The 17,460-nt window shown below is 60.7% G+C and carries 17 protein-coding genes and 1 pseudogene; 11 read left to right on the top strand and 7 right to left on the bottom strand.

The genetic code is table 11. The features are described from left to right. Nucleotides 1-84 precede the first annotated feature (84 nt). Nucleotides 85-1,704 carry a sigma-54-dependent Fis family transcriptional regulator gene (locus FO488_RS13445; protein WP_149211027.1) on the bottom strand — a complete coding sequence of 540 codons (1,620 nt, stop codon included), beginning with the start codon at nucleotides 1,702-1,704 and terminating at the stop codon, nucleotides 85-87. A 372-nt stretch (nucleotides 1,705-2,076) separates the two neighbouring features. Between FO488_RS13445 and FO488_RS13440 the strand changes: the two genes are divergently transcribed. The 10 genes and pseudogenes from FO488_RS13440 to FO488_RS20680 all read left to right on the top strand — a co-directional run bounded on the left by FO488_RS13440 (nucleotide 2,077) and on the right by FO488_RS20680 (nucleotide 11,675). Further along, complete coding sequence (locus tag FO488_RS13440; RefSeq protein WP_149211026.1) at nucleotides 2,077-3,636, top strand: FAD-dependent oxidoreductase; 1,560 nt, start codon at nucleotides 2,077-2,079, stop codon at nucleotides 3,634-3,636. A gap of 85 nt (nucleotides 3,637-3,721) precedes the next feature. Continuing rightward, the gene (locus FO488_RS13435; protein WP_149211025.1) at nucleotides 3,722-4,081 is read left to right on the top strand and encodes a cytochrome c3 family protein; all 360 of its coding nucleotides are present in this window, start codon (nucleotides 3,722-3,724) and stop codon (nucleotides 4,079-4,081) included. Nucleotides 4,082-4,194: 113 nt separating this feature from the next. Next, nucleotides 4,195-5,082 (top strand): transporter, encoded by an 888-nt coding sequence (locus FO488_RS13430; protein ID WP_149211024.1) that lies wholly within the window; start codon nucleotides 4,195-4,197, stop codon nucleotides 5,080-5,082. A 463-nt stretch (nucleotides 5,083-5,545) separates the two neighbouring features. Further along, the gene (locus tag FO488_RS20105) at nucleotides 5,546-6,277 is read left to right on the top strand and encodes an MFS transporter (RefSeq protein WP_240732276.1); all 732 of its coding nucleotides are present in this window, start codon (nucleotides 5,546-5,548) and stop codon (nucleotides 6,275-6,277) included. Further along, on the top strand, nucleotides 6,253-6,762 hold the full coding sequence (locus FO488_RS20100) for an MFS transporter (protein ID WP_240731928.1): 510 nt from the start codon (nucleotides 6,253-6,255) through the stop codon (nucleotides 6,760-6,762). Before FO488_RS20105 ends, FO488_RS20100 begins: the two co-directional genes overlap by 25 nt. 148 nt (nucleotides 6,763-6,910) lie before the next feature. Then, a complete protein-coding gene (locus tag FO488_RS13420) occupies nucleotides 6,911-7,348 on the top strand; it encodes a Fur family transcriptional regulator (protein ID WP_149211023.1) in 438 nt (145 codons plus the stop codon). A gap of 54 nt (nucleotides 7,349-7,402) precedes the next feature. Further along, a complete protein-coding gene (gene feoB / locus FO488_RS13415) occupies nucleotides 7,403-9,394 on the top strand; it encodes a ferrous iron transport protein B (protein WP_149211022.1) in 1,992 nt (663 codons plus the stop codon). 351 nt (nucleotides 9,395-9,745) lie between these two features. After that, nucleotides 9,746-10,390, top strand: a complete 645-nt coding sequence (locus FO488_RS13405) for a metal-dependent transcriptional regulator (protein ID WP_149211020.1) — start codon at nucleotides 9,746-9,748, stop codon at nucleotides 10,388-10,390. A gap of 92 nt (nucleotides 10,391-10,482) precedes the next feature. After that, a pseudogene (locus tag FO488_RS20685) lies at nucleotides 10,483-11,030 on the top strand (phosphoglycerate mutase); the annotation flags it as partial. Between the two features lie 18 nt (nucleotides 11,031-11,048). Continuing rightward, nucleotides 11,049-11,675, top strand: a complete 627-nt coding sequence (locus FO488_RS20680) for a hypothetical protein (protein ID WP_370514343.1) — start codon at nucleotides 11,049-11,051, stop codon at nucleotides 11,673-11,675. A gap of 115 nt (nucleotides 11,676-11,790) precedes the next feature. Here the strand turns inward: FO488_RS20680 and FO488_RS13395 are convergent, their stop codons facing one another. The 4 genes from FO488_RS13395 to FO488_RS13380 form a co-directional block, all read right to left on the bottom strand. Then, nucleotides 11,791-12,324 (bottom strand): hypothetical protein, encoded by a 534-nt coding sequence (locus FO488_RS13395; protein WP_149211019.1) that lies wholly within the window; start codon nucleotides 12,322-12,324, stop codon nucleotides 11,791-11,793. Then, entirely contained in the window at nucleotides 12,276-13,544 is a 1,269-nt protein-coding gene (locus FO488_RS13390) for a DUF6600 domain-containing protein (RefSeq protein WP_149211018.1), read from the bottom strand. The genes FO488_RS13395 and FO488_RS13390 overlap by 49 nt, the downstream gene beginning before the upstream one ends. Nucleotides 13,545-13,667: 123 nt before the next feature. Beyond that, nucleotides 13,668-14,540, bottom strand: coding sequence for an NAD(+) diphosphatase (gene nudC / locus FO488_RS13385; protein ID WP_149211017.1), 873 nt, complete (start codon nucleotides 14,538-14,540; stop codon nucleotides 13,668-13,670). A 67-nt stretch (nucleotides 14,541-14,607) separates the two neighbouring features. Continuing rightward, nucleotides 14,608-15,063, bottom strand: a complete 456-nt coding sequence (locus tag FO488_RS13380; RefSeq protein ID WP_149211016.1) for a ferritin family protein — start codon at nucleotides 15,061-15,063, stop codon at nucleotides 14,608-14,610. Nucleotides 15,064-15,221: 158 nt separating this feature from the next. Here FO488_RS13380 and mltG point away from each other — a divergent pair, with 158 nt between their 5' ends. Continuing rightward, nucleotides 15,222-16,226, top strand: coding sequence for an endolytic transglycosylase MltG (gene mltG, locus FO488_RS13375; RefSeq protein ID WP_149211015.1), 1,005 nt, complete (start codon nucleotides 15,222-15,224; stop codon nucleotides 16,224-16,226). Nucleotides 16,227-16,315: 89 nt separating this feature from the next. Here mltG and FO488_RS13370 read toward each other — a convergent pair whose 3' ends face one another. Then, a complete protein-coding gene (locus FO488_RS13370) occupies nucleotides 16,316-16,495 on the bottom strand; it encodes a hypothetical protein (protein WP_149211014.1) in 180 nt (59 codons plus the stop codon). A gap of 133 nt (nucleotides 16,496-16,628) precedes the next feature. Further along, nucleotides 16,629-17,456, bottom strand: coding sequence for an HDOD domain-containing protein (locus tag FO488_RS13365; RefSeq protein ID WP_240731926.1), 828 nt, complete (start codon nucleotides 17,454-17,456; stop codon nucleotides 16,629-16,631). Nucleotides 17,457-17,460 lie beyond the last annotated feature (4 nt).

The raw sequence follows: 17,460 nt of genomic DNA, 5'->3' as shown, positions 1-17,460 counted from the left end.
CTCAAGGTATTGGCACGCCGCCGGCCGGTATTTTTTGAGTTGATGACCCTGGCCTCGCGAAGGTTCGGCGGAATTGGGCAGGGGTCACAATTTTCCGTACTCGGCGAGTTTCCGGTACAGAGTCGTTTTGCCGATCTTGAGTCTGGCCGCAGCAAGCTTCTTGTTGTCGTCGCATGAGCGAAGCATGGCCAAAATATATTCCCGCTCCATTTCCTCCAGGGAAAGATCCTGGTTTGTCAGCACCTGGGTCCTGGGCGATACGTGGATTTCCTCGGGAAAGTCTTCCGGCTCAATACGTCTCCCGTTGCAGACCACCAGGCTCCGTTCGATGACGTTTTGGAGTTCGCGGACATTTCCCGGCCAGGTGTAACGCAAAAGCAGCTCCGATGCATGGGGAGAGAAACCGTCGATGTCGCGTCCCATGGTGCTGGCTGTTTTGCCGAGGAAGAGCCTTGCAAGGGGCAGGATATCCTGAGACCGTTCACGAAGCGGGGGGACGGTGATTTGGATGACGCAGAGCCGGTAGTACAGGTCGCGTCGAAACCTCCCCGCCGCGACATCGTCCTTCAGGTTGCGATTCGTCGCCGCGATGATCCTGACGTTAACGGGGCGTACCGTGTTGTCTCCAACCCGCCGAATCTCCTTTTCCTGGAGCGCGCGGAGCAGCTTTACCTGCATGGCGGGAGAGATCTCCCCTATTTCGTCCAGAAACAGGGTTCCACCGCTGGCGTCTTCAAACAGTCCTGCCCGGTCTCGGTCCGCACCGGTAAATGCCCCTTTTGCATGGCCGAAGAGTTCGCTTTCCAGCAACGTTTCCGTGAGCGCCCCGCAGTTTATGGCGACAAAAGGGTGGGCCGTGCGTACCGACTGGTCGTGGATAAAACGGGATATGCGCTCTTTTCCGACGCCGCTTTCTCCGGTGACGATGACTGAGGAATCCACTTTCGCAATGCGCTGGGCAAGTTCTATAACGCCCTTCATCTCGTTGCTGCGCGATATGAATCCGGATATCTCCTCCGTTTCCGAAGCATAAAAATTCAATTGGCGCTGTTTCGACTTGAGCCGTTTCTCCGTGATTTTCAATTTGTCGGTCAAATCCCTGAGCAGGGCGTCGGCGGACTCCATGCTGTAGAAGGGGATGTGGTGCTCGAGTTCCGGTCCCCATTTTTCCTTGAAGCGACCAACAATATGGCAATGGGAGTCCCCCTTGCCGCAGCATCTGTCCTCGACGAAATATACTTCACGCAGATTCTTGCACGACTCGTAGCCGCTCGCAAACCCGGTAAGCGTCCAGCATATCGGTTCATCTGCCAAGCCGCACGACAAGAGCTGCTGCTCGGCTTCGTATGAATTATGCCAACATACCTCGATTAAAGGTTCGTCTCCATTGCCGTCGGACTGGTTGAACTCGACCGTTTTGGTCAGTCCCGACATCATGTGGAGGTGGGAGCCGGCCCTCCAGTCCGCGAATATCGCAGGATATTCCGACCGCAATATCTCCGCGGTCCGCCAGCCGTGCGCATAGCCGAAGCGTGTCAGTATGCTTCGCGCGGCAAAAACACCAAACGTGTCGACGATCTCTTTCCGGAGGAGTCCCAGGGCTACCGCATCGAAGATGAGCACGCGGTGTTCCATGAGGCGGACGATCCCTTCCTCGGGGATAAACGTAAGAAGGTCTTTAACGCTGAAGTCCCTCGCCTGCATCTGCTCTCCTTCCCAAAAGCGCGCTTGAGTTCCAAAATGGAACTAATGGTACCATAACGGAACTTCGCTTTCAATGTGTAAACATAAAAAGTTAATAATTACAATATATTATGTTATGGCATATTAAATGCTATTTGGTTTTGGCATTTGTTATTGGTGTTGAATACTGGATAAGCAAGGCAAGCCATACTGTCAGGTTAGTATTTTAAAACCTCAAATTATTGAATGTTTGGGTTAATTCTGCTCAACACCAGTATTTTATTCTCGATGCTTGAAATTGCTATTAGTCGAATAGTGTTGGATATTCGACGGAAAGGAGATGGTTTCATAGTAACAGTAGTATCTATTCCACAAAAACAATAAGGAGGCGTTATGAGTAAGATCGGCATTATTAAAAGAATGATTTCACTAACTGCTGTTGCCGTTTCCCTGGTGGGTTTTTCAACGGCATCGTATGCCAAAGACGCGAACTTTGACGTTGTTGTCGTTGGCTCCGGCGCTGCCGGTTTGGCCGCGGCTGTCGAGGCCGCAGAGTCCGGCCTCAAAACGGTTTTGGTCGAAAAGGAAGCCACTCTTGGCGGTTCTTCCCTTTATATCGAAGGGACTTTTGCCGTGGAGTCAAAGTTCCAGAAGCAGATGTATATCGCTCTGTCAAAGGACTGGGCATTCAAGAATGCCATGGAATTCAATCATGGCCATATAAACGGACCGCTGATCCGGCGCTGGATTAATGCATCGGCGGAAAACATCGACTGGATGACTGACCGTGGCATTACCTTCCACGATGTTCGTACCCTGTTTAACGACGGCAACAGGACCTGGCACATCTTCAAGGACGGCCAGGGTGTGGAGTTTATCGCCAGGCTGACGGAAGCATTCAAGAAGGCCGGCGGCACCATTATGACGGAAACAACCGGCAAAGAACTGATTGTCGATAATGGCAGGGTCACCGGCCTTGTCGCCGTTGATGCCGATGGCGAAAAGATCAGCTTGCATGCCACGGGCGGCGTCATCATGGCTACCGGCGGTTTCAACAACAATCCGGAAATGATGAAGAAGTATGGCATTCGCCAGGACTACCTGATCATCGGGCCGAAGACTTCCCATATGGGCGACGGCATCAAGATGTTTGAAAAGATCGGCGCCCGCCTCGAAAGCATGTCCACCCATCTCTCTATCGCCGCATGGCTGTACGGCCAGGACCCCAACACCCAGCTTTGCAGGCCCAATAAAACGACGCCGGACTGCCTTGGCGCCGCACTGTTGCGGCAGCCGTATATGTGGGTGGCCAAAGACGGGAAGCGCTTCATGGATGAAAGCTATGCCCCGCTCTGGATGGTTGCGGACAAGGCTGTTGAACGTGTCGGCGGTTCATATTGGTCCGTATTTGACGACAACATCAGAACCTACATGCAGGAAAAAGGGATCGACGTTTCCAACAGCGACTGGGTCCGTGTCGGCACCAAGCTCAACAAGAACACCTTCGACCAGGCCATTGCCGATGGCGTGAAGAAGGGATATATCGTCGTTGCCGACTCCACCGATGAACTGGCAAACAAAATGGGCGTCGATCCTGCCGCATTTGCCAAGACGGTGGAAGACAACAACCGTTACGCTGCTCAGGGATACGATGCTGAATTCCCGAAACCTCGCACGCTGATCCGCACTATATCCAAAGCACCTTTCTTTGCCGTAAGGGGCGCCAATGCCACCCTGATCACCCTGGGGGGTCCCTCCACCAACGCCGACATGCAGGTCCTCAAGGCCTCCACCATGAAGCCGATCCCGGGCCTGTATGTTGCCGGTTGTGAGACCGGCGGTGTTTACGGCGATTCTTACAACCTGCAGCTGGAAGGTATGGCCAGTTCTTTCGCCATCGCTTCCGGTCGTTTTGCCTCACAGCATATCGCCAAGGAGCTTGGCAAAAAATAGTTGCCCCCCCGCTGCTGCGGCAAAACGTCCGCAGCAGCGGGGCTAACTGCTGAAATGGCACCAATAACCACACCCAGGAGTTGTTATGAAAAGAGGAATCGTCGTTCTGCCTTTCGTCGTATTCACATGCATCAGCATGACGTCCGCCGTGGCGTTTTCCAACGATGTCAAGGGCAAGCATAACGGGAAGGTGAGCTGTGCCGATTGCCATGGTACCGCTGCCCCGGAAAAGGCTGCCCCAAAGTCGGCTTGCCTGAAGTGTCACGAGAATATCCCCATGAAGGAGCTTCACGTATCCCACGAGGGGAGGGACATTACCATTGTCCCCCACAGAGGGCCCCATGACGCCGGGCAGACGCTGAGATGTGCCTTATGCCACAAGGTCCATGCCCCCTCGACGCTGTCGTGCAATAAATGCCATCATTTCAAGGTAGCTGTTCCGTAACGGCCAGCGCCTTGTCAAGACGGGCAGGTGCGCGTTGCCACGACGTGCAATGTGGAGAGATCGTGGGATGAGCGCATGGAGCAAAGCCCAACCTCGTGAAAGGAACCGCATAAATGAATGGAAAAATAGGAGTTACCCTGCTGTTGGGTCTTTGTCTGGCCCTGCCGAAAGCGGCCTGGTGCGGCGAGACCGATGCCAGGGACTATATCCCCGCTCCCGACGGCACAACCCTGCTGCTGACGTACGCGAAACACATCACCGCCGACAGCACCTATGTCAACGGCAAGAGAAATGGCGACTTCAACTATACCCAGAACCTGGGCTTCTTCAGGTTGGTCCATTTCAAGGAGACCTTCGGCATCATGGCTGATTACCAAGCCCTGTTTTTCTTTAACGATCAGCACCTTGATCTTGGAGGTGGCGGCAAACCCGAGTTTTCGGCCTCGGGCATGGGGGACCCCTGTTTTCTGGCGACGTTTTGGCTGGTCAACAATCGCGCCTCCAAGACATACGTAGGATTTTCACCCTACTTTACCGTGCCGTTGGGCGAGTACAGCCGTTCGCGTACCCTGAACGCAGGAACGAATCAATGGGCGTTCAAGGAAGAGTTCGGCATCGAACAGGGCATCGGCGACAGATTTGTCGTCGGCATTCAGCCCTCTGTCGAGTTTTACACCGACAACACGGACTATGCGGGGAGCGGCGGCGCAAAGGTGACCCAGTCGAAGGAGCCGCTCTTTCAACTCCAGACCCACCTGAGCTATGACGTCACCCCCTCCTTCTTCATCGCAGGCGATTATACCTATCAAAATGGCGCCGCAACGAAAACAGCCGGCGTTTCCGATGCCAACAGCCGTATCGACAGCCACAAGGCGGGAGCCAGCTTCAACTTCAAACTCACGGACAGCGTCCAGGTGATGCTTCAGTATCAGAATACGTTCTCCACCAAAAACGGCGCGGCAGTCGATATCTTCGGCACGCGCCTGTTGTACGTATTCTGATTGATTCCCCGCATACTACGGCTGCGGCGGCGCTTGGGGGATGCGTCCCCGCCGGTATCAAATGCCATCAGGTCAATGTGGGCGTTGAACGCAGAAAGGGTTCGCCGACCCGAAGCCTGCGTAACGGGAGCCCGTGGAGTTGTTCCTCCTTCCTCCACGGGCTTTTCCCGGGCGAGCGGCCGGCGGTTCATGGAGGAGCAGGATCATGGCAGCCGGCAGCAGCGAAGCCGCGATAGGGCATATCCGCACGGGGAGGTGGCATGGAAAGCGGTACGGGCGTCAAACGCGAAAAACAGGGTGCTGAGGCGGTAATGTGCCGTTTTGTGGAACAGCCTTTTCCCGAATGTTACTGTTTCGAGCTTACCAGCAGAAACATTCCCAGCATAATTACGTTCTGTATCGATGACAGCGCCTCATGTCCCATCTATCGCCAAAATGCGCAGAGAAGCTGTGCGTGACAAGCATGGGAGCGCACGGCATGGAGAGCCGCACCCTGTTCCGGGGCCTGTTCCTGATCAACTTCGCCATCACCCTGGGCTTCGGCATCGCCGACGCCTTCTTCTCACTCTACGTCTTCAGCCTGGGCGCAAGGGGAGCGCTCCTGGGACTGCCGCTGGTTCTCTACTCCCTCTCCAAGATCGTCCTCAGCCCCTTCATGGGCGCCTGGGCCGACCGCATCGGCCGCAAGAAGGTCGCAGCCGCCAGCCTCGGCCTCTACCTCTTCGTCTCCCTCTCCTACCTCTTCACCGCCAGTCTCCCCCTCATCACCCTCCTGCGCCTGCTCCAGGGCATCGGCTGCGCCATGTTCCGACCCGTGGTGCTCTCCCTGGTGGGCGAAGCCACCCCGGACCACAAGCGGGCCACGGTCATGGGCACCTTCGATATCTCCTTCTACGGCGCCCTGAGCCTGGGGCCGGTGGTGGGGGGATGCTCAAGGACCTGTGGGGCTTTCAGGGGATCTTCACCACCCTGGCCCTCCTGTGCGTCGTCGCCCTGGCCGTGGCCCTCATCTGCATCCCCGGCCACACCCCCCCGCCACGGCAGGCCAGCCACAGCGAACGCCTCGGTGACCTCCTGGGTGCCACCCGCCACAGCTCCCTGCGGGGGCTTTTGGCCTTCGTCTTCGGCCGGGCCTGCGGCATCTCGCTGTTGGGGGCCTTCCTCCCCATCATGCTCACGGCCCGGCTGGGGCTGAGCGGCACCCGGGCCGGTCTGGTCATGGCCTCCTCCACCCTGGTGATGACCCTCTTGCTCCGCCCCATGGGCATGCTCTCGGACCGGGCGCCGCGCAAATCCCTGGTGGTTGCCGGGGGCACGGCGGTCTCGCTGCTCTACTTCCTGATCCCGGTGGCGGCGGGTTTTAGCCAGATCCTGGCGCTGGGGGTGGGTATCGGCCTGTTCAGCGTGTTGTCCCAGCCTGCGAGCACGGCGCTGCTGGTGGAGGAGGGGAGCCGCCACGGCATGGGTGCGACGGTTGGTACCTGCAACGCGGTGCTGAACCTTGGTTTCGTCTCTGGCCCGCTGTTGGGTGCGGGATTGCAGAGCGCCCTGGGGCTGACGGCGGTGTTCTACGCCGCCGGGGTTCTGGGGCTCGGGGCCGTGGCGCTGTTCATGGCACAGATTCCGGCAGAAAAGGCCTATGAGCACGTGCCGCCTGCGGGGAGAAGGCAAAGCGACTGAAGGTCATGGCTTATCGCGCACTCTTTCGTAGCCGCTGTCCTCCTGCGGCTGTCCCTTTTCGACAGGCCGTTAAATAATGCTATTTTTTGCGTTGACAAGACGGCGGCACATCCACTATATTGAATTTCAAGTTCAACAAGGGGGCGGGATGATCCTCGAAAAGAAAAAGGCATTCAACGCATTCGCTGCGGCCAAAGGGCTCCGCTCCACCCGCCAACGGGACATCATCCTGGACTTTTTTCTTTCCACGCGCCAGCACGTCAGCGTCGAAGAGCTGTACCTGAAGATCAAGGCCAGCCACCCCGGCATCGGCCATGCCACGGTGTACCGCACCCTCAAGCTGTTCACCGAGGCCGGCCTGGCCCGCGAGATCCTGCTGCATGACGGTCAGACCCGCTACGAGCACGTGTCGGCGGGCGAGCACCACGACCATCTGGTCTGTACCGGGTGCAACGCGATCATCGAGTTCGAGGATGAGACCATCGAAAAGTTGCAGAAGGAGATAGCCGAGCTCCACGGCTTCACGATCAGGAGCCATAAATTGGAGATTTACGGTCTGTGCGCGGCATGCAGAGCTAACCAGTAATTTTTTTTACGCCATATTTGAAATTGAAAATCAAAAGCATAAAAGGATGAGGTAATGGCTACATGCTGCGGTAAACAGACGGAAGCACCGGGGAAGGTGCCCAATGCCCGGCGGGTCGCCCTGGTGGGCAATCCCAATGTGGGAAAGAGTGTGCTGTTCAATGCCCTGACCGGGTCGTACGTGACCGTTTCCAACTATCCGGGCACCTCGGTGGAGGTATCCCGCGGCCATGCGACGATCAACGACCAGCCGTGGGAGGTGATCGACACCCCGGGGATGTATTCGATCCATACCATCACGGAGGAGGAGCGGGTCGCCCGGGAGATCCTGCTGCACGAAACGCCGGACGTGGTGCTGCACGTGCTCGATGCCCGCAACCTGGAACGGATGCTGGCCATGACCCTCCAGTTGATCGAGGCGGACCTGCCGGTGATCCTGGTGGTCAACATCATGGACGAGGCCGAGCGAATGGGGCTCAGGATCGACCTGGAACTGCTGCAGCAGAGGCTCGGCATCCCGGTGATTGGTGCGGCCACGGCCCGCAAGCGGGGGCTCGGCGAAATCCGCTCCGCCATCGCAACCTATTGCCGGGATGCGGGCAGTCCCCCGCACTTTGCCTACAGCCGGCTCCTGGAGCACGACATCAACGAGGTGGCCGGGCTCATGGCGGGGGAGTACATCCTTTCCCGCCGCTCCCTGGCCCTGTTGCTGTTCCAGCAGGACGAGGAGATCACCTCGCTGGTGCGCCGCAGGGAGGGGGAGGGGTTCGAGGTGATCGCGGAAAAGGTGCGGGACATTGCCTTCAACCGCCGCGGGTCCTTCCACCTGGACCTCTCCCTGGAGCGCAAGGAGATCGTCAGGAAACTGGTCCAGGAGGTTTTCATCACCCCGGAGAAGCGGGTCGTCACCCTGGGGGAGCGGCTGTCGCGCATCTCGGTGCAGCCCCTGACCGGCATCCCCCTGCTCCTGATCGTGCTCTATTTCGGCCTGTACAAATTCGTGGGGGACTTCGGCGCCGGCACGCTGGTGGACGTGCTGGAGAAGCAGCTCTTTGTGGAGCTGTTCAACCCCTGGATAACCGGCATCGTCAAGGCGGCCATCCCCTGGGAGATCATCCGGGAGCTGTTCGTGGGGGAGTACGGCATCATCACCCTGGGGATTCGCTATGCGGTGGGGATCATCCTGCCGATCGTGGCGACCTTCTTCATCTTCTTCTCCTTCCTGGAGGACACCGGCTACTTTCCGCGCCTGGCCCTTTTGGTTGACCGGATCTTCAAGAGGTTCGGGCTCACCGGCAGGGCGGTGATCCCCATGGTGCTGGGGTTCGGCTGTGATACCATGGCGACCATGGTGACCCGCACCCTGGAAACGACCCGCGAACGGGTCATCGCCACCGTGCTGCTGGCCCTGACCATCCCCTGTTCGGCCCAGTTGGGGGTGATCCTGGCGCTCTTGTCCAAGTTCCCCGGCGCCCTGGCGGTGTGGGGTATCTGTCTGCTGCTGCTGTTCGTGGTGGTGGGGCTTTTGGCGGCCCGGGTCATGCCGGGCGAGGCCCCCATGTTCTACATGGAACTGCCCCCCATGCGGCTGCCCCAGTTTTCCAACGTGCTGACCAAGACCTATACCCGCATGCAGTGGTATTTCATGGAGATCCTTCCCCTGTTCGTGCTGGCCTCTGTACTGCTTTGGCTCGGCAAGATCACCGGCTTCTTCGAAAAACTGATAGCGGCAATGACGCCGGTGATGGCCTCCATCGGCCTCCCCCGGGAGACGGCCGTGGCCTTCATCTTCGGTTTCTTCCGCCGGGATTACGGTGCCGCCGGCCTGTACGAACTGCAGACCAAGGGGTTGATGGACGCCCGCCAACTGACGGTGGCCGCGGTGACCCTGACCCTGTTCATCCCCTGTGTGGCCCAGTTTCTCATCATGAAGAAGGAGCGGGGGTGGAAGGTGGCGGGCAGCATCGGTGTGTTCGTCAGCCTGCTGGCCTTCGGCAGCGGCTATGTGCTCAACCGTTTTCTTCTGGCAACGGGGATTCTTTCCTAGCGCCCCGTGGCCCCCTTGGAGACATGAAGATGATTTGCGGATTTTGCGGACACGAATTCGACGAAAATGCAGGAAAGCGAGGGTGCGGCGGCTGCCCCGGCGGGTGCCACAGCGTGCACTGCCCGCGCTGCAACTACAAGAACCCCCTGGAACCGGCCTTTATCGGCAAGCTGAAAAATATGTTGAAACGGAAAACATCATCCGGCGCCGAGGACGCAGAGAATTCAGAGGACAAAAAATCAAAGGCATCTTAAAATGGTTGCTCCCGATGGAGCGGCTGTGGCGCGATGTCCGATCTGATGGTTGTTCCCCTGCATGCCTGACATCTTTGGCGGCAAAGAAGGAGCGTATATGAAACTGTCCGAAAAGGCGGAAGAGATCCTGGAAGCCCTGTGGATCGCGGTGGAAGAAGAGGGGGGGCGTTTTCTCGACCCGGAGAAGATGGGATTCCCGGCCGACGACCCGGCCTACCGGGAGCTGACCGACCGCGCGCTGGTGGAACTGCGCCAGGGGATGGTCTATTTCCGGCCCGAGGGGCGTGAAGAGGGGAAGATGACCATCCGCCGCCACCGCCTGGCGGAGCGGCTGATGATGGATGTGTTCAACCTGCGCGGCGATGCGGGCGACGACAAGGCGTGCCAGTTCGAACACCTGCTCAATGAAGGGGTGGACGTGAAGATCTGCACCATGCTCAACCATCCCGCCACCTGCCCCCATGGCAAGCCGATTCCGCCGGGCGACTGCTGCACGGATGCCCGGGCCCAGGGCGACCTTGGCGTGGTGGCCCTGACCGAATTCAAGTCGGGGCAGGAGGGTGAGATCGCCTACATCCAGACCGAAGACAGCAAGAAGATGCAGAAACTGATGGCCATGGGGGTCCTGCCGGGCAACCGGATCGTCCTGGTGCAGGCGTTTCCCTCCTATATCTTCCGGGTCGGATTTTCCGAGTTCGCCATCGACAGCAACCTGGCAAAAGAGATTTTTGTGCGGAAATAGGGGCCAGGAAGGTTGACAAGGGGGGGATTCGGAAACTAATATTAGTGACCTCGACAGTTTCGTGTTCCCCATCTTCATCCTGAAAGGCGCATATGAAGGTCATCATCCTCCTCGGCGACGGCATGTCGGACGTGGTCTACAGCGAACTCGGCAACAAATCGCCGCTCCAGGCGGCCGCGACCCCAAACATGGATTTCATGGCCCGGCACGGCCAGGTCGGCTTGGCCGCCACCGTCCCCGAGGGGCTGCCGCCGGGCAGCGACGTGGCCAACCTGTCGATCTTCGGCTACGACCCGCGCAGCTGCTACACCGGCCGCTCCCCCCTGGAAGCGGTCAGCATGGGGGTCTCCCTCGGCCCCGACGACGTGGCCTTCCGCATGAACCTGGTGACCCTCAAACCCCACGGCGCTTCGCTCTACATGGAGGATTTTTCGGCCGGCCATATCTCCACCGAGGAGGGGCGCGGCCTGGTGGCAACGCTCCAGAAGGAGATCGGCAGCGCCGAGTTCGAATTCCACCCCGGGGTCGGCTACCGCCACCTGATGGTCTGGCGCGGCGGCAAGGACGGCATGACGGCCACCCCCCCCACGACATCACCGGCAAGGCGGTACTGGAGTACCTCCCCAGCGGCGACGGCGCCGCCACCCTGCACAACATCATGAACCACGCCCAGATGGTGCTCCACGACCATCCCCTCAACAAGAAACGCAAGGAGGAGGGGAAGCGCCAGGCCAATTCCATCTGGCTCTGGGGGCACGGCAAGACCCCCCGGGTCGATTCTTACCGCGAAAAATTTGGTCTCTCGGGAGCGGTGATCTCGGCGGTTGACCTGATCAGGGGGATCGGCGTCTGCGCCGGGCTGGACGTGATCAACGTGGAAGGCGCCACCGGCTACATCGACACCAACTACCTGGGCAAGGCCCAGGCCGCCCTGGCGGCCCTGGAGACCCACGATTTCGTCTACGTGCATGTGGAAGCGCCGGACGAGGCATCCCATTCCGGCAGGATGGACCACAAGATTCAGGCCATCGAGGATTTCGACCGCCAAGTGGTGGGCACGGTGCTTGAGGGGATCGGGAAGTTCGGCGACTTCGCCATCCTCTGCACCCCCGACCACCCCACGCCGGTGCGCCTGATGACCCACACGGCGGAGCCGGTTCCCTTTGTCATCTATCGCGGCGGAGAAGGGCCGGGCAACGGCGCCGGCTCCTACGACGAGGAGCAGGCCGGGGCGACCGGACTGGTGGTGAAGGGGCACGACCTGATGGCGATGCTGGTGAAGTAGCCGCCGCTCTCATGGCGCATCCCCACCCGCTTTCGTATGTGTTGCCATTGCAAAAGGCCCTCCATCAGGAGGGCCTTTTGTGGTATCACGGGGCAAAGGAGCGGGGCACAGCCCCTTACCTGCCTTTCGGGCCTTCGCGGCGTTCTTCCGAACGCCCTCCTCCCGTGGCCGACGTGCCCCTGTTCTCATTGCGCTGTTCCGGGGCGGTGACGTTCCAGACCTTTCTCGGCTGCGCCTGGGGCGACGGCGTCGCCCTCCGGATTTGCCCGGCGTTGGGGGCGGGGCTCGCCGGTGCCGTCGTGCGGGGGGCCGGGGCCGTCTTCACGGTTGGCGCCGTTACCGTCGGCGTCGTTACCGGCATGATGGAGCGCCGCTCCCGCTCCTGGGCCGCCGGTGCCGGTGTGGATGGGGCACGGGTCTCGGCCGGGGCCGTTCTGCCAGCCGGTTGTGCGGCGGGGGTATTCTTCCGGTCCCGCATCGTCGGTGCTGCCGCAGGGGCAGCCGTTGCCGCCGGCGTTCGTGCCGGAGCGGTGGCAGAGGCGGGCGCCGACGGGGTTATCCGCGGGAAGCGCTGCCGCATCTCCTGGGGCGCCACCCGTTTCACCTCCGGCGGTGCGACGCGCGGGGGAAGGGTCTTGACCACCGGCATGCGCGATTCCCGGGTCGGCTGGATGCGCGGGCTGCCCACCGATACGGCCGCCGGGGGGGAGCTGCGTTTCTTCCGCCCACCGGGGTGTGCACGGTTCTGCCCCGCAGGAAATCGTTCTGGGGAACGATGGTCACCCCGCCCCGGGCCCGGCTGTTCCGGTACACCACGGTGGTGTTCCTGACGTTGACGTTGGTGATGTTCACGTTGACGCTGTTGCGGCCGTAGGAACGATGCCCGTAATAGGTTTCACCCGGCGCCAGCGGCGTCCAGCCGACGCGGTCGCCGGTGCGGTACCATCCCACGTACCCCGGGCCCCAGTAGACATCGCCACGCCCCGGCGGGACCCAGCACCAGCCGCGGCCGCTTACCACGATCCAGCGCCCGTAGTGATAGGGGACCCATCCCCAGCTCTCATAGGAGATCCAGACGTAGTCGTCCCCTTTCCATATCCAGCGGCCGCTCCGGTACGGCGCCCAGTCGTCGGCCAGGATCACCGTCGGGCGCCAGACCATGCCGTAGTCGGGAACCCGCACCCACTCCCCGCTGGCGTCCAGTTCGCCGGCATATCCCCTGATCTCCTCGGGGAGATTGGCCTCCGAGCGCGAGCTGCGTACGATGCCCCGGTCGCGGTCCGTGTTCCAGCGCTCCCAATCGTCGGGGGGATTCAGCGCCAGAAGTTCGTTATGCCCCTCTTCCAGAGCGATTTGTTCGCCGGCCCGCACCCTGGTGCGGCTGCCGTTGCCTTCCACATAGGCCGAACCCTTGAAAATGGATACGTCCTCTTCACGGTCGGGCAGCATGTCGATGCGCAAGCGCGAGCGGCTGGCGGGGAGCACCGTGGTGTCGTCGGCATCGATCTGCAGGCTGCGTTCCTTGGTGCTGCTGACGGTGTGCACGTACATGCGGCCGGAGGAGAGGTGGATCTGGGTGAAGCCTTCCTCCACGGCGAGCATCTCCATGGTGGAGCCGCCATCGATCCTGATCAGGGACGCGTCGTTCAACTGGATCTCAAGTCGTGAGCCGTCGGGGCACCAGACCGAATCCCCCTCGTCCAGGGGGGTGTTGGCGGCAACCGGCAGCCAGTCGGCATCGCTGGGGGTGCGGAAATAGGCGTCTCCGGCCTGCAGGCGCACCCTGGCCGGGCTGATGACCCCGGCCAGGGACAGGGATGGCGGAATGGCGATGAACAGCACGAGAATTATCCAGAGTATACGTTGCATAACAACCTCCTTGCCCCGGTTGGGGCGATGGTGTCTCTTTGATTGAGTATAACGCAAAGAGCATGCCGTGGGGAGAAATGGCGTAACCGGGCGTTTTCCGGCGGGCCGGTCCCCCGGGCTGCCTCAAATGGGGTAGGATGTCGGCGTTTTGAAGTTGTCGATGATCCAACGCGCAATGCTGCGCTGAGGCGGGAGCGAGGGGAGGGCGTCCAGGGGGAACCAGCGGGCGTCCTCCAGTTCGCTCGTGTCCACCTCGATCTCGCCGTCGGCATAGTCGGCCACGAAACCGGCCATGAGCTGGGCCGGGAAGGGCCAGTTCTGGCTGCCCACGTAGCGGACGTTTTCGATCCCGATCCCGGTTTCTTCCCTGACCTCGCGCATGGCGCATTCCTCCAGGGATTCGCCGAAGTCCACGAAGCCGGCCACCAGGCTGTACCTGCCCGCCGGCCATTCGGCCTTGCGGGTGAGGAGCAGGTGGTCGCCCCGTTTGACCAGCACGATGGCGCAGGGGTGGATGTGGGGGAAGTGCTCCGCGTTGCAGCCGGTGCACCGTTTGCCCCAATTGCCGGTCATGGGCTCGGTGGGGGCGCCGCAGCGGGAGCAGTGGCGGCTCTGTCGGTCCCAATGCAGAATCTGTTTGGCAAGGCCGCCCACGCTGAGGGTCGCCATGTCCAGACGCTGTTCAGCAGCGTTGAATGCCTCGGCCTCGAAGGGGGGCTGCAGGGGCAGGTCGCTGCCGACGCTCAAGGCGCGGAGCGGCCTGCCGTGCCAGTGGCCGATGAAGATCGGGCGGCTTTCCGGGTGGAGCCACTCCGGCAGGCCGCCCCGGGGCAGCGCCAGGGCGGCGTTCTCCCGCACCACCAGCATGCTGGTGCCCTGGATGATAGCCCAGTAGCCTTCTTCCGTCGGTTCGTGCACAGCGGGATAGCAGAGTTTGAAGCTCTCTTTGATGATGCCGAAATTGAAGGGGAGATGAACCTGTTCGGGAAACGTCATAATAACCTCATAAAGAAAATGCCGCCCTGGGGCGGCATCGCTCGTGCCCGGCGCGGAGAACCGGCCGCTAATTTTCGGTCAGTATCTTGTCGTCGTACAGGGATTCCAGGTTGAATTTGTGTTTCTTTTCCTCGTTGGCCAGCATGAGCAGCATGCGCTGGATCTCGGGAACGTCGCTCAGGTGGCTGGCCTCGCTGTAGAGCCGGGCCGCCTTTTCCTCGGCCTTCATGGCAAAGACCAGGATCTCCTGGAACGTCATGTCGTCCCGGTACTCGATGTCCACCAGGTAATCGCCGATCTTCAGGTCGGGTACCTTGACGAAGCGGTATTCATGGACCTTTTCCCGGTCCAGGCCCTGGAGGAGGCGTTTGTGTCCCAACTCCTGTCCTGCCATCTCCTCCAGCATCTTGCGGCTGGCGGTGGACGACGCCATGGCGGCGGCCTTGGTGTACAACTGGTAGGATGCCTCTTCCTTTTCGATGGCAAAGTCGAATACCTCGCGGATATCCCTGAACGGTTGCATGGACTCCCCTTTCGCCGCCCTATCGGGGCGGTCCAGTACGACGGTGCACCAATTGTTCCGGCCCTCCCGGTACGAATTTTTGTAGCAACATTCGCCCCCGATGTCAAGGAACGCCCACGGGCTTGACTGTGGGCCGGAAAAAACCCATAATGCGGCCAATGCCTTCGTTCAACCCCACACCTCGAAAAATTGCCGTACTCTCCATCCGCGCCGGTCTCCTGCTCCTGCTGGGCTGGTACCTGGCGTGCACCTTCATCCCGCCGGGAAAGGGCGCTCTTGTCCGCGATGTTTCTTTTCCGGCCGGCAGCGGCATCAGAAAGCTGGCTGGGGAGCTGAAACAGGGCGGTGTTATCCGCAGCTCATGGCACTTCATCCTTCTCACCCGTCTGCGGGGGCAGGCCCACCGCCTCAAGGCGGGCGACTATCGCCTTACGGACGCCATGACGCCGGGGGATATCCTGCGCAAGCTGGCGACGGGCGACGTGGATTACCGCCGCTTTGCCCTGCCGGAGGGGTACTCCGTCTACCAGGCCGCCGAACTGCTCGATCAGAAAGGATATTTCAAGCGGGATGCGTTTCTGGCCGCCTGCCGTGACGCCGCGCTGCTGGAACGCCTGGACATCCACGCCGCCAGCGCCGAGGGGTACCTCGCTCCGGCCACCTACAACCTGGCGCGCAACGGTACGGAGGAACAGTTGGTCACCCAGATGGTTGGCCGCTTCCGGAAGGTGTACGCCGATGTGACCGCGGCCGGCCGCGGGCAGACCCGGCTGTCGTCCCACGAGATCGTGACCCTGGCTTCGCTCATCGAAAAGGAGGCGGTCTCCGGCGAGGAAAAACCCGTAATCTCCTCGGTCTTTTACAACCGCCTGCGCCTGGGGATGCCGCTCCAGAGCGATCCCACGGCGGTCTACGGTGTGCGGGCCTTTTCGGGCAAGGTCACCAAGGCCGACATCGGCCGCCCTTCCCCCTACAACACCTATCTGGTCAAGGGGCTGCCCCCCGGCCCCATCGGCAACCCGGGGGCCGACGCGCTGCGCGCCGCCCTCCATCCGGCCCGCAGCGACTACCTCTATTTCGTGGCCCGCCAGGACGGCACCCACTATTTTTCCCGTACCCTGGAGGAACACAACCGGGCCGTCGCCCGCTATCTCAAAAACTGATCCCCGCGCCATGGGGGAGTTCCGCAAGAAAAAAGCCGGGTGACCTGTCGCAGGTCCCCGGCTTTCCGTTTCTTTTGTTGATACGGGTTTCAGACGTGGGGCGTGGCCTTTTGCACCGAGACCAGGAACTGAATGACCCCAACCAGGTTGATGAGTCGTCGGACCAGCACGACCCTTTCGTTGTCGTCCTTGGTTTGCAGGCATTTCTCGAGAAGATTCTGAAATTGTTCCACAACGATTTCGATGGAATTGCGGATCTTTTTACCCATTATCTACCTCCTTTTTCAGCCTTTGCCGAGCACCTCCCGAAATGTTATGCATTATACCAAATCTAACGGCAAAATGTGAAGCGAGTGTGGCGAAAAAGGTAAAATTTCCGTAAACCGCGCCACGCGTGTCCGTTTACCCCGGCACGCCGGCCGCCTGCGTTCCCGCATCCTCCACGACAATCTCCAACTCGGCGAGGGTGATCTCCTTGACCCCCAGGAATTGCGCCTCGGGCGCCCCGAAAAGGGCGACCGTGGGGTCGGGGGAGAGGGCCTTGCCCACCTTGCGGCAGGCCAGGTTGGCAAGCCTGACGATGACGAGCAGGATGTCGTTGCCGTCATACTCGGCACGGTGATGGTTGACGGCGATGGAGCAATAGGTCTCGGGGAGGCACCAGGCGAGCATCAGGCGGTGGCCCACATCCTCGTGCATGGTGTCCAGGATCTCGTTGATGAGTACCTCCGAGACATTGGCCTTGGTACCGCCGGCTTGCAGGATCCCGTCCAGCGCCTTGATGATGGCCAGCTTGCCGATATCGTGCAGCAGGCCCCCCATGAACGCCTCGGCCGCGAGTGAGGCGTAGCCCGCCCGTGAGGCCAGCCACGCGGCCCCCGTGGCGCAGCAGAGCGCATGGTCCCACAGCTTCTGCAGGAAGCTGTCCAGGACCGGGTGGCCGGACGTGTACTGTTCGGCCTGGGACGCCATCATGACCAGATTGGCGATCTCCTGGGCGCCCAGGCGGACGACGGCGTCCTTGATGGTGGCCACCTTGGAGAGGCCGGTATAAAAGGACGAGTTCCCCATCTTGAGCACCTGGCTGGCCAGGGCCTGGTCCTCGCCGATCAGCCTGATGACCTCTTCCATGCGGAAATCCCGGCTGGCAAGCATCTGCTGGAGCTTGACCGCCACCGAATGAAAGACCGGCAGGCCGCGCAGGTCACCGGCCAGCCGGTCTCTGATCATCTCA

The organism is Geobacter sp. FeAm09 (genome assembly GCF_008330225.1).
Classification (GTDB): Bacteria; Desulfobacterota; Desulfuromonadia; order Geobacterales; family Pseudopelobacteraceae; genus Oryzomonas.
The sequence above is the reverse complement of the archived record's forward strand: the minus strand, read 5'-3'. Positions and strand labels throughout refer to the sequence as shown.